We start from the raw sequence: 11,300 nt of genomic DNA on the forward strand, positions 1-11,300 counted from the left end.
GATCAGGAAAACCGCATATCTGGACGGAACAAGTCCGCCGACAGGTGAATGCCATGTTCCTCAGCCACGGAGAGGAAGCGCGGCCGGATGCCGGTCGCCTCGAAATGGCCGATAATCTCGCCATTATCGCCAACTCCGGTTGTCTTGTAGCGGAAGATCTCTTGCATGGTGATGGTTTCCCCTTCCATGCCGGTGATTTCCGAGACGCTGCGAACACGGCGTTTGCCGTCGGAGAGCCGAGCGACTTGAAGCACGATGTGCACGGCAGAGGCGATCTGGTTGCGGCTGGATTTGGCGGTGATGTCGATCCCGGCCATCCCGATCATCTGTTCGACACGCGAGAGCGCATCTCTGGCCGAGTTTGCGTGAACCGTGGTCATTGACCCATCGTGACCGGTGTTCATGGCCTGAAGCATGTCGAATGCCTCCCCGGCGCGGACTTCGCCAACGATAATGCGATCAGGGCGCATACGAAGCGCGTTTTTGACAAGATCGCGCTGACTGACTTCGCCGCGGCCCTCGATATTGGGCGGACGCGTTTCGAGACGTGCGACATGTTCCTGCTGCATTTGCAGTTCCGCAGAATCCTCGATCGTGACGATACGTTCGCGGGAATCGATGTAAGACGACATGGCATTGAGCATAGTTGTCTTACCCGAGCCGGTACCCCCTGAAATCAGGACATTGCGGCGCGATTTGACCACCGCTTCCAGCACCACTGCAACTTCACGCGGCACACTGCCAAGGCTGACCAGTTTCTCCATCGTGATCGGCACTTTGGCGAATTTACGGATCGACAGCAGCGATCCATCCAAAGCGAGCGGTGCGATGATCGCGTTCACACGCGAGCCATCGGCCAGGCGCGCGTCAACAAATGGCGAGGATTCATCAATCCGGCGGCCGACGGCGCTAACGATTTTCTGGATGATCCGCATCAGGTGCTTTTCATCCTGAAACCGTGTGTTGACACGGCTCAGGACGCCCTGGCGCTCAACGAACACAGTCTCGCAGCCATTCACCAGAATATCGGTAACAGATTCGTCTTTCAGCAATGGCTCAATCGGGCCAAGGCCAAGAAGCTCGTCCATTACATCCTGGACAAGAGCGGCCCTTTCGTCGCGGTTGAGCGGATGATCGAATTCGGCGAGCAGTTCAGGGATGAGGCCGCTAACCTCCGACTTGACCTGATCCGGCGGCAGCTTGTCGAGCAGCGACAGATTGATCTTGTCCAGCAGACCCTGGTGGATCGCCATCTTGATTTCGAGCAGGCGTTCATCGCGCTTGTTTGATGACGGGTGCAGCAACACGGCAGGGTCTTCGCTTGCCGCGATTTCCTGGCTTTCGTTGTCGCTCTGAAGCTCGGTTTCTTCCGGCTTGCGATTAACCTTCCACATCTACAAATCCCTTCATCCAGTATCGAATGGAGGTCGTCGGCAAGCGCGTAAAACGCCTTGCTGAGTTTGCCCCGCTTGCTCACCTCCCAGACGAATTCACCGCGATCTTGCGCTTCGGACAAGGGGGCTGGCTCATCAGGCAAAACGGCGAAAACCGAATGTTTCAAAGCGTCTGCTGCCTCGTCCACCTTGATCGGCTTGAAAAGGCCCGATGACGCGCGATTGAGAACGATCAGGATATTCGCGCGGGCGATGCCCATCGACACGAGGAAATCGAGCTGCCGCCGCACTTTACGAAGCGAATGTACTGAAAGGGCCCCGACAAGCACGATCTTGTCGCAAGCAAAAAGCGCCGAAAGCCCCCAATTCGTGAGGCACACCGGCATGTCGAGCACGACGAGATCGGTCTGCGCCTGTGCCGCTTCAAAAATGGGTGAGAGGCGGTCGAAATTGATCTCTTCGATCGGGAGGATGTCATCGGGCGCGAGCACGATGCTGGGCGCGCCGGGCTTCTTCGCCAGAACAGATGTGAATATTTCCGCATCGAGCCGTTTGTCGGCATCGAGCAGATCCTGAAGCGTCAAGCTGTGGCTATAGCCGAGATAGCTGCTGGCATCGCCCTGTTGAAGATCAAGGTCGAGCACGGTCGCGCTCGATCCGTCTGTTTGCCACGCGGCGGCCAGATGCGTCGCCACAGTGGTCGTGCCGATACCGCCCGATGAGCCAAGGCATGCCACGAGCGGAGCGCGGTGCGCTACGTTCGGCATTTTGGTGAGCGCCTGTTGATCGACATCGGCGAGCGCGCCCAGAAATTCATCGATCGAAAACGGAATTTTGAGCACATCATCGACACCGCGTTTCAAAAGGGCACGTGTCTTTGCGATGTCCAACTCTGCCACCCCCGCGATCAGCGGGCTGCCGGGCGCAATGGCTTTCAATTCGGATAGCCAATTCATCGAAACAGGGTCGTCAGGGTTTACCTCGACCACCATGATATCGCCTGTCGCAACCGTTTCTGGCTTTGGCATTTGATATGCGAATTCGATCATTTCGACGCTGGAGGCGAGCTCCTGCAGGCCGGATAGGGTTGGTCGGCGGGCAGCGACAGTAACGCGGCCGGGCAATTCAATCGCTCGGTTCATCGATGTCTCATATACCTTGTCGATTCTGGTCACGTTCGGGTTGCCTCAATTGGATACTGTGCCCTCGCTATCCTCTGCTGTGAGAGAATAGCTGAGGTCGGGTAGATCGAGCGTCGCGGCGAACATGACGGTCGTGATGGATTGATATTCCATGTCGTTCAGCTCGACAGTCACGATCGGGGCGACATCGGGGCCGTTCGGATCACCCGAAAAACCAAGGCCGGAATGGTCGTATCGGACCGTGACGTTAGACGGTTCTATATCGCTTTTGATGCGCTGCATTCTGGTGACGATGCCGGTAAAGGCTGCGTCATTCATCGCCGTGCCAAAGGCGCAGGATCCGTTGCAGGTGCAGCCGGTTTCGGTGCAGGTTACCCCCGGAAACGCGCTGACGGGGACGACTGTGCCCTGCGGTATGCCGCCAGAGACTGCGAAACTGTAGGTGGCAAGGCCGCCCGGCAACATATCGGTCGCAACGGCGTGCCGTGCGCCGACTTGCGTGGCCTTTTCCGCCTGATTGATCGACCAGCTGTAAAGGCCGACGTCGATCGTGCCGATAAGGAACAGGATCAGCAGCGGCAGCACCAGCGCGAATTCAGCCGCACTTGCCCCGGTCTGGTTTTTGCCGAAACGGCGGAGGAGAGAATGCCTGATCATATGCCGTTCACCGCTGCCTGCGCCGAGGCCCGGATGACGGGCATTTCACCCTCGTCGAGCAAGAACGAAAACAGGCTGGTATAGTTGGTGCGGGCGGCAACCGTAATGACGGGCGCGCCGCCTGCTTTGCCTTGATATATTCCAGTCGTCGTCCCGCTGTTGCAGGCGACCGTGACGGTTATATTGCTGTTTTCCATGCCTGAAATGCGCGAAGTTGTCCCGTTCGGGCTGCCGGTCCGCGTCACTGTCTGGATTTGAGTGACCGCACCTGCATCCACGCTCGCGGGGCAGGTGAAATTGTCGAATGGCAACCGTGCGGCATATCGGGCACCTTGCCGCACAGACTTGATGATCTTGTGCTCGGAATAGAAATAATGGCCCGCTTCGAATGTGGTGAAGATCAAGACGAGCATCAGCGGAAGCATAAGCGCCATTTCAGCGCCTGCTGCCCCGCGCTGATCGCGCCGGAAAAGGTGAAGCGCCCGCATCATTCGATCAGATACGGGACATCCTTGCGGATCTCCTGCCCTGCTGTTGAGCCGCCGCCCAATGTGGTCGCACCGATGATCTCGACATAGACATCGCTTTTTTCCGTGATGCGGTCATTTCCCTGTCCGCGAGTGGCAGACGGTTCGACCAGAAATACATCCACCCATGCGGCGACATCCACGTCTACTGTTTTGCCGATCACGCCTTCGGATTGGCAATTGATCACAGCGACGCTCAGAACGCGGCGATCAGGGTTCGCGCCGCCTCCTGCCACGCCAGACGCCGCGCAGATCGGGGCCCCGGCTGCAGTCAATCCGCCGGACATCGTGCTGGCCAGCAGCGATGCGTTTTGCGCCTCGTATTTATAGACTTGATAGCGCGTTGGTGCGCTGGTCGATCCGAATGTCGAGTTGCCGGGTGCGGTCGGATAAATGTGGCTATTGCTGGAAAAATAGGCGTTGCGATCCCAATTGCCGTCGCCAACGCGGTCAAGGGCGCAGCTGCCCTCTTCACTGACGGCGTGGCACATATCGCGCGGATAACCCATCGGGTCTAGCGCTGCGACCTCGGTCGCACTCAGCGGAACGGTGGAAGATGCCGGGCGGTACGGGTTAGCCCCGACCTGCCAGCCATTCTTTCCGATGCCGCAAGTGGGACCGCCTTTTTTCAGTAGGTCTTTGCGTGTGTTGTTGGACGGCGGGCACTCCGCTGCGTTTGCACACGTATTGTTCAGACCGTTTTCGAAGATATCGAACCGCGTGTTAAGCGCGTCGAGCACGCTGATCTGCTGACCCGGCTTCGTCGTGACACCATCGGCGGCGATGCAGTCCCCCGGCACTTCCAATCGGCCCAACGTTCGTCCAGTGGCGATGGCGCCATTGCCGGCGTTGGTTTCAAGATAACCGAAATTGCCCGGTGTGTATCCGCCGCCATCGTTCGCGACGAGCCTGACGCCGTCCCCGATGTAATTTGCGATTGTGAAATTGGGGTCCGAGCTTTCCTGCGGGTTGCACATCATGACCGGCGGAACCTTGCAGATGGCCGAACCCAGCCCGGCCAATGCAATACCCTGAATGGTATCGGACCGCAGCAGTCCGGTAACGGGGAGCAGCGCATAATCTACCGATCGTGCGTTCACGAACACTTCGACGTAATTCGCGTTGGAATCATTGGTTGCCGCAGTGGCTTTTCCCTTGTCCTGCCAGAATCGGATCTGACCCGTCGCATCGCAGGTCGTCTCGGACGGGACGGTGATGGCAGTTGCTCCGCTTGCGAGCAGCGTTTCGTTTGCGACCAGACTGACAGCGGCTGCCGATGCGCGTGCGCAGGCGCCAGACTTGCCATCCAGCTGCGTCGCGGCGGCCAGAGCCGACTGGTCTGCCGCGTTTTGCAATTCTGAATCCATCCCTGCGAGCCGTGAATAATCGAACCCGACACCGGCAACCGCAACCAGGCCGATCAGCGCCAGACCATAAGTCGCGGCAACCGCACCGCTTTCATCGCGATAGAACTGGGATGGAATTCCGTTTTTCACAGCTGCAAGGCTCCACTTAGTTCGGTCCGCCGGAGACCGGGTCTGTTGTGCTCTGCCGTTCAGGCTGTTCGACGGTGCCATCACGGTAGCGATCGATTGCCTGCACGGCATTGTTGGCGCTCGTTTCCGGAACGAGCGTGTCGTATTCGGGGTTTGGATTGATCACCTGCGCGGCCATCGTTGCCCTGTTGGCCTCTCCAAAGGTCGGGTCCTGATATCCGAGGAATTCCTTATCGGAGACGGAGCAGCCTGCCAGAGGCACGGCGAGCAGCGCGATGGCGAAGATGGGTTTAGTATTCATAGTCATCGCTTTCGCTTTCAGTTGCGGTGCTGCCGGCGGCGTCCGCTTTCGGACGATAGGCTGTGCCGTTGAGAAGGACGTCTGCCTGCACCGGATCCTCGATCCGATCTGTCGGCAGGCGCACCTGGCTAGGTTTGATCGGGGCGACCAGCCGCGGCGTGACCACAATCAGCAATTCGGTCTCGCCCTTTTGAAACTCGGTTGAGCGGAACAGCGAGCCGATGATCGGCAGCGAGCCGAGCAGCGGGACCTGACGCACCGTTGTCTGGAAATCGCGCTGCAAAAGCCCGGCAATCGCAAAGCTTTCTCCATCGCGCAGTTCCAGCACCGTGCTTGCCCGGCGGGTCTGCAGACCAGGAATGCTGACGCCGTTCAGCTGCAGCGAAGCGGTCGGGTCGATTGAGCTGACTTCCGGTTCGACAAGCAGGTTGATCGTATCATCGCCAAGCACGGTTGGGGTGAAAGCGAGGCTGACGCCAAATGGTTTGAACTCGACCGTGACCGCACCGCTAATGCCGTCACCACCGCCGCCGCCGCCATTGTTCTGAACAATCGGAACCGGGAATTCTCCGCCTGCAAGGAACGATGCACGTTCGCCAGAGAGCGACACGAGGGTTGGTTCGGCGAGCGTTTTTGAAAGGCCTTTATCTTCAAGCGCGTCGAGCACGAGATCGATATCGAGGCCGGCAACATCGCTGAACAGACGGCGGAAAATGCCGAACGATCCAGTGATGGAATCCAGTTGGAAAATGCCCTGTCCGGTATCGGGATCGGGCACCAGCTGCGCGCCATTTCCGAACGCGCCATCAAATGCGCCGCCGTTGGACCGGAAAAATGAACTTACGCCAAGCTCTTTGCCGACATTGCGCGAAACCTCTGCAAATCGCACCTCCAGCATGACCTGCTGGCTGCTGCCTAGTGTCATCAAGTTGACGACGTTATCGCCGGCATAGGCCCGCGCCAATTGCACAGCGCGGTCGGCGCTGCCGATATTGGAGACAAGTCCGCTGAGCACGATGGATTCGTTCGATATGCGGGCGTCGATCTCTTCATTGGGCATCAGCGAGCCGATTTGGTCGCGAAGGCCGATCACATCGGGACCGACTGCGATATCCATCACCGCCATCACGTTGTTGCTGCGATCATACAGCGTCAGGCTGGTCGTGCCCATCTGCTTGCCCAGGACATAGACGGACCGGTCCGAAATCGGAAAGATATCGGCGATCTCGTCATTCCCGATCAGCGCCCTCGCGATGGGCCGGTCTGCCGACACGACCTGGCTCTTGTTCATCGGGATTTCGACCGCGCCAACATGAACCGAAACGGTGTCATCCTGGGCGTAGGCCGGGACAGCGGCGATGGCTGTCACTGCGAGGCATGCTGCCCCTGCCAAATTGCGAATGTTCTTAATTCCCGACATTGCGGTTCACCTGATATTGTTCACTTTCAACGCCGCGCACGACTGTCATGGACGGGCCTGAGGGGCGGTAGACCGCCGTATTTTGGGTTGGCTGCGTTTGTTGGGTACGCGCGGGCGCGGAACGGGCAACTGTGGCCGCGCGGTTCGAGCGGTCTGCGATGAAGATCCCTTCGCCGCCAAGATCGCGCGGCAGGACCGCCCGGCTTTCACCAACGACCTGATTCTCAACGTTTCGCAGAGCGAGACTGAGTGTTCCCAGTTGCGTTGCCAGCGCCAGTTTCTGCGCGCCAAACGCATCCGTCTGCAATGTGGCGGTGTTTGCGATGGCTGCTTCGGTGTTGTTCTCATCGGCAATCTGGTCGATCGCCAGGACGAGCGTGTTTTCCAGGACAACCGTAGTCATCTTGTCGATGGACGTTGCTCCGTCACCGGGGATCTGGCGGGTCAGCATGACGTCCACGACGTCGCCTGCACGCACAAACCCGCCAACACCCGCAACGGCGTTGACCGGGATGGAAATCGCACGGCGATCTTCGGGAAGGATGGATGAGAGCGTGGCGCGGCCGCCTTCGCCGCTGACCTTGCTCGATAAAATGGGTTCACCGGCTACCATCGGCCGCAATGCGACCCGGCCGCCTTGTGATGCGCCTTCGAGTGTGGAGAAAGCGCCGGTCGGCACCGAGTTACCGGGCCAGTTTACCAGTCGGGAGTTTGTCGACGTGATCGTCTCGCCAAAAGTCAGGTCCTGACTGGCCACGACAATCCTTGCCATCTGCTGTTCTTCTGCTGTCTGTTCCTGCGCGGCTTCGTAGCCGCTGAAATAGCTGTTCAGCAAAAACACTGCGATTAGCGCCAAAACCAGCGCCGCGCCGATGGCGACCAGATTTCTGGTCTGCATCACGCTTCCCCCCAAAAGTTTATTGTAAGCTCACACAATCATTTGATGAAATGGGCCCGCGGACCGAACGATCCGCAGGCCCACTTCAGCGATTAGCTATTGATCGTGCTTGCAGCACTGCTCATTGAGCCGCTGATTGCATTGCCAAGGGTCAGAGCTGCACCAGCGATGCCTGCACCTACGATTGCGAGGATCAGAGCGTATTCAGCAGCCGAAGCGCCGGATTCGTCACGGACGAAGTTTTTGATGGTGTTCATGGTATTTTCCCTCACATGTGACCCGGAAGTGATCCGGGCATTCAAATCGGTTGGAACTCCGGCTTCTATTTCCGGCTCGTCCCATTCCATTTGGTTCATTGCGGAGAATCGGCGCGACCTTATTTTTATTAAACGGCTCACGCCGCTTCACGCGCTCTGTACTTTTGGAACACCCTGAGAGTTCACGATTTGTTAGGCATTGGTTAAATGCAAAATTTAGTCGGGTTACAGTCCTTTCCAAAACAAGGGGTTAGTCGGGGGGCGTGTTAACGTTCGCAGTTAACTTTGGATCAGTTTGCCGTGTTTTTGCCATGTATCATCGCGAATAAACCACGAATCACCGCAGTCGCGCCCCTGATGTGGTTCGTTAAAGCGCACCTTGGCCGGGCATCTTAAAGGTAACTCAAGTAGTTAACAGCGCGCAGGTGCGATCCAGCCAGTCTTACGCCGATTGGAAATGATGTCAGGGCGCTGTCACAAACACCATTGAACGGCGCGGGAAACAAAAAGGGCGACGCCATTGCTGGCGCCGCCCCCCATCTGCAGGCGCTTCAAGACACCTGCAAAACTTGTAACAAGATTACTTGAGCTCGACGGTACCGCCGGCTGCTTCGATCTTGCCCTTGATCTCTTCGGCTTCCGCCTTGTTGACGCCTTCCTTGATAGGCTTCGGTGCGCCTTCGACAAGACCCTTGGCTTCGGTGAGGCCCAGGCCGGTGATGGCACGGACTTCTTTGATGACCTGGATCTTCTTGCCGCCGTCGCCGGTGAGAATGACGTCGAATTCGTCTTTCTCTTCGACTGCTTCGGCAGCGCCGCCAGCAGCTGGGCCGGCTACAGCAACTGCAGCAGCGGCGCTTACGCCCCACTCTTCTTCGAGAGCGGTTGCAAGTTCAGCTGCCTCAAGGACGGTCAGCTTCGAAAGTTCTTCAACAAGCTTGGCAATATCAGCCATGATGTTCACTCCAATATATACAGGGCGGCAAATTCAGTTCGCCAACCCAAAAACGTGGTTCAAAATCGCGTTTGCGAAATCGTCTTGTCCAAAGGCTCTTATGCAGCGTCCTTGGCGCCGTAGGCACCAAATACACGGGCAAGCTTGCTGGCGGGCGCGTTGACGACCTGGGCAATTTTCGTTGCCGGGGCGTTGACGAGACCAACCAGTTTGCCGCGCAGCTCATCGAGGCTCGGCATCGAGGCAAGCGCCCTGATCCCTGCTTCGTCGAGCACCTGCGTACCCATCGATCCACCGACGATTTCCAGCTTGTCGTTCGACTTTGCGAATTCGACAGCAGCCTTTGCAGCTGCGACCGGGTCTTCCGACCAAGCCAGTGCAGTCGGACCGGTGAGAAACTCATCGATGCCGACGTAATCGGTGTCTTTCAGGGCGAGCTTGGCGAGACGGTTTTTCGCAACCTTGTAGGAAGCACCAGCATCACGCATTTTCGAGCGCAGGTCGGTGGACTGATCCACCGTCATGCCGAGATTGCGGGTGACAACCACTACGCCTACCTCGTTGAAAACAGCATTGAGCTGAGCAACCGCGTCGGCTTTTTGCGAACGATCCATGCCTTACTCCTTCACTATGGCCGTCTGAAAACAGTCCAGACGACCGGCTCACATCTGGCCCTGCCGCTAACCGACAAGGCCGAAGGTCCAATGATGGGGAAGGAGGATGCCGATCCGGCATCAGGTTGGCCCGCATTGAAGCGAGCCGGTAAATCTCTGTTCCCCGTCTAGGCTGGAAATTAAGAAGACCCAATTGCCTTCACCAACTGTCTTGGACGGATGACTGCCTGATCCAAAGACAAAGCAGTCGGGGCGGGCAAATAGACGCCGCGCCCCGAGAGTCAAGTTATTATACGCTTTCGCTGCCGTCGGCGTAGCTCAACAAATCGCCCGGCTGGCATTCCAGTTCGCGGCATATGGCGGCAAGTGTGCTAAACCTGATCGCCTTCGCCTTACCGGTTTTCAGGATCGAGAGGTTGGCGAGGGTGAGGCCGACGCGTTCTGCCAGTTCGGTCAGCGTCATGCGCCGGTCATGCAGCAGGTCATCGAGTTTGACCATGATCGTTGCTCCTTCTTCGTCAGCTGGCATCACACGGTTCCTTCCAGATCATCGCGCATTTCGGCGCCATGCTTGAACACACGGGCGAGGATGAAGAGCACCACAACCATGGTGATACCGACCAGATCGAAACCGGCATCCACGGTCACGTCTGCATTCTCCATCGGCGCTGCCCATTTTGCGACGAGCAGGAGGAGTCCGGCCATCGGGATCGAAAGCGCCTGAACAAACAACAGCAGCCAAGCCATTACGGTAAGACGTTCGGCATTTTCGGGCACGAACGGGTCACCGTCTCCGACAGTTTCAATGATGGCCCGCAATTTGCCGAAGAAGACAAAGATGATCACGACAGCCGCCAGAGCCAGCGCCAGGAACCCCAGCACAGCAAGCAAAGGTAGAGGTCCGACAGCGCCGGCAAACTCCGCTGTAATTTCGTCATTGATCGTGTCCGACATGAAGAGGACCACAGCTGCAGCGATAGGAATCGCCACAGCCGCGATTGCCATGAAACCCTGCATCAGGAATGTCAGAACCTTTCCGGCGAGCAAGAGGACGTCATTGGGTTTGCTACGCATTTCCATTCTCCTGTCTCCGGCCAATCAGGCCAGTTCGATGCTGGCTGGAAAAGCGGGCGCGGCGTGGGCCGGCGGGACGGTGACGATTGCGCCGATAGAACTGAGCGTAAGCAGCAGCGCCCCAAAAACGGCGAGCGATTGATTGAAAAGCGGTGACATATCGAACTCCTTGATGTGTGATATTGTTTATCGATAATCACGATCTATGAGCGATTCGATTTATTGTCAATCAATAATATTGAAAAACAATATGAGAGGTATCGTTTTTCAGTATTGGCCGCCCGGCAGATGCTACGTGAAAAGGCAAACAAGCAAGAGACCAGCGCTCATCTCATCAGCCTGTTGACGCTTCGGTCCAGCAATCCTACATAGTGTGCACACGCCACCTTCGAGACAGGCCGATTCATACGCGGGGATCGGTCCCAGAATAGAAGCGGCGCTAGCCATATTCGCGACGTTATCGATAGCTGCACCCCGGCAGTCCGGACAGGACTGCGCAGAGGCGTGCGGCTCTTTTGCGTCTCATATGGCCCTCCGTTTCGCGTGACGTGAACACATCCCAGCG

14 protein-coding genes are annotated in these 11,300 nt (G+C 57.7%); all 14 read right to left on the reverse strand.

Translation table 11 applies throughout. The annotated features are described in order from the left end of the window. Positions 1-2 precede the first annotated feature (2 nt). The 14 genes from ACGHU1_RS02945 to ACGHU1_RS03010 all read right to left on the reverse strand — a co-directional run bounded on the left by ACGHU1_RS02945 (position 3) and on the right by ACGHU1_RS03010 (position 10,894). The gene (locus tag ACGHU1_RS02945) at positions 3-1,199 is read right to left on the reverse strand and encodes a CpaF family protein (protein WP_390583913.1); all 1,197 of its coding nucleotides are present in this window, start codon (positions 1,197-1,199) and stop codon (positions 3-5) included. After that, positions 1,088-2,443, reverse strand: coding sequence for a CpaE family protein (locus ACGHU1_RS02950; protein ID WP_390583273.1), 1,356 nt, complete (start codon positions 2,441-2,443; stop codon positions 1,088-1,090). Before ACGHU1_RS02950 ends, ACGHU1_RS02945 begins: the two co-directional genes overlap by 112 nt. Positions 2,444-2,581: 138 nt before the next feature. Continuing rightward, positions 2,582-3,193, reverse strand: coding sequence for a TadE/TadG family type IV pilus assembly protein (locus ACGHU1_RS02955; protein WP_390583276.1), 612 nt, complete (start codon positions 3,191-3,193; stop codon positions 2,582-2,584). Then, a complete protein-coding gene (locus ACGHU1_RS02960) occupies positions 3,190-3,684 on the reverse strand; it encodes a TadE/TadG family type IV pilus assembly protein (protein WP_390583279.1) in 495 nt (164 codons plus the stop codon). The genes ACGHU1_RS02955 and ACGHU1_RS02960 overlap by 4 nt, the downstream gene beginning before the upstream one ends. Then, the gene (locus ACGHU1_RS02965; protein WP_390583282.1) at positions 3,681-5,216 is read right to left on the reverse strand and encodes a Flp family type IVb pilin; all 1,536 of its coding nucleotides are present in this window, start codon (positions 5,214-5,216) and stop codon (positions 3,681-3,683) included. Before ACGHU1_RS02965 ends, ACGHU1_RS02960 begins: the two co-directional genes overlap by 4 nt. Before the next feature lie 16 nt (positions 5,217-5,232). Further along, a complete protein-coding gene (locus ACGHU1_RS02970; protein WP_390583285.1) occupies positions 5,233-5,517 on the reverse strand; it encodes a hypothetical protein in 285 nt (94 codons plus the stop codon). Next, positions 5,507-6,937 (reverse strand): type II and III secretion system protein family protein, encoded by a 1,431-nt coding sequence (locus ACGHU1_RS02975; RefSeq protein ID WP_390583288.1) that lies wholly within the window; start codon positions 6,935-6,937, stop codon positions 5,507-5,509. Before ACGHU1_RS02975 ends, ACGHU1_RS02970 begins: the two co-directional genes overlap by 11 nt. Further along, on the reverse strand, positions 6,924-7,835 hold the full coding sequence (gene cpaB / locus ACGHU1_RS02980; protein WP_390583290.1) for a Flp pilus assembly protein CpaB: 912 nt from the start codon (positions 7,833-7,835) through the stop codon (positions 6,924-6,926). The genes ACGHU1_RS02975 and cpaB overlap by 14 nt, the downstream gene beginning before the upstream one ends. A gap of 92 nt (positions 7,836-7,927) precedes the next feature. Next, positions 7,928-8,092: a Flp family type IVb pilin gene (locus ACGHU1_RS02985; RefSeq protein WP_390583293.1), complete on the reverse strand. Its 165-nt coding sequence runs from the start codon at positions 8,090-8,092 to the stop codon at positions 7,928-7,930. A gap of 580 nt (positions 8,093-8,672) precedes the next feature. Next, complete coding sequence (rplL, locus tag ACGHU1_RS02990) at positions 8,673-9,047, reverse strand: 50S ribosomal protein L7/L12 (RefSeq protein WP_390583296.1); 375 nt, start codon at positions 9,045-9,047, stop codon at positions 8,673-8,675. Positions 9,048-9,145: 98 nt separating this feature from the next. Beyond that, positions 9,146-9,661, reverse strand: a complete 516-nt coding sequence (gene rplJ / locus ACGHU1_RS02995) for a 50S ribosomal protein L10 (RefSeq protein WP_390583299.1) — start codon at positions 9,659-9,661, stop codon at positions 9,146-9,148. 289 nt (positions 9,662-9,950) lie between these two features. After that, the gene (locus ACGHU1_RS03000; protein ID WP_390583301.1) at positions 9,951-10,190 is read right to left on the reverse strand and encodes a helix-turn-helix domain-containing protein; all 240 of its coding nucleotides are present in this window, start codon (positions 10,188-10,190) and stop codon (positions 9,951-9,953) included. Then, a complete protein-coding gene (locus tag ACGHU1_RS03005) occupies positions 10,190-10,735 on the reverse strand; it encodes a DUF2975 domain-containing protein (protein WP_390583304.1) in 546 nt (181 codons plus the stop codon). The genes ACGHU1_RS03000 and ACGHU1_RS03005 overlap by 1 nt, the downstream gene beginning before the upstream one ends. A 24-nt stretch (positions 10,736-10,759) precedes the next feature. Beyond that, entirely contained in the window at positions 10,760-10,894 is a 135-nt protein-coding gene (locus ACGHU1_RS03010; protein WP_390583306.1) for a hypothetical protein, read from the reverse strand. Positions 10,895-11,300: the final 406 nt, after the last annotated feature.

The organism is Erythrobacter sp. MTPC3 (assembly GCF_042854385.1).
GTDB lineage: Bacteria > Pseudomonadota > Alphaproteobacteria > Sphingomonadales > Sphingomonadaceae > Erythrobacter.

What these genes read in the sequence shown, in the direction of transcription:
- ACGHU1_RS02950 (WP_390583273.1), bottom strand. Translation starts at nt 2,443, where the DNA reads ATGATCGAATTCGCATATCAAATGCCAAAGCCAGAAACGGTTGCGACA.
- ACGHU1_RS02955 (WP_390583276.1), bottom strand. Translation starts at nt 3,193, where the DNA reads ATGATCAGGCATTCTCTCCTCCGCCGTTTCGGCAAAAACCAGACCGGG.
- ACGHU1_RS02960 (WP_390583279.1), bottom strand. Translation starts at nt 3,684, where the DNA reads ATGATGCGGGCGCTTCACCTTTTCCGGCGCGATCAGCGCGGGGCAGCA.
- ACGHU1_RS02970 (WP_390583285.1), bottom strand. Translation starts at nt 5,517, where the DNA reads ATGAATACTAAACCCATCTTCGCCATCGCGCTGCTCGCCGTGCCTCTG.
- ACGHU1_RS02975 (WP_390583288.1), bottom strand. Translation starts at nt 6,937, where the DNA reads ATGTCGGGAATTAAGAACATTCGCAATTTGGCAGGGGCAGCATGCCTC.
- cpaB (WP_390583290.1), bottom strand. Translation starts at nt 7,835, where the DNA reads ATGCAGACCAGAAATCTGGTCGCCATCGGCGCGGCGCTGGTTTTGGCG.
- ACGHU1_RS02985 (WP_390583293.1), bottom strand. Translation starts at nt 8,092, where the DNA reads ATGAACACCATCAAAAACTTCGTCCGTGACGAATCCGGCGCTTCGGCT.
- rplL (WP_390583296.1), bottom strand. Translation starts at nt 9,047, where the DNA reads ATGGCTGATATTGCCAAGCTTGTTGAAGAACTTTCGAAGCTGACCGTC.
- rplJ (WP_390583299.1), bottom strand. Translation starts at nt 9,661, where the DNA reads ATGGATCGTTCGCAAAAAGCCGACGCGGTTGCTCAGCTCAATGCTGTT.
- ACGHU1_RS03000 (WP_390583301.1), bottom strand. Translation starts at nt 10,190, where the DNA reads ATGCCAGCTGACGAAGAAGGAGCAACGATCATGGTCAAACTCGATGAC.
- ACGHU1_RS03005 (WP_390583304.1), bottom strand. Translation starts at nt 10,735, where the DNA reads ATGCGTAGCAAACCCAATGACGTCCTCTTGCTCGCCGGAAAGGTTCTG.
- ACGHU1_RS03010 (WP_390583306.1), bottom strand. Translation starts at nt 10,894, where the DNA reads ATGTCACCGCTTTTCAATCAATCGCTCGCCGTTTTTGGGGCGCTGCTG.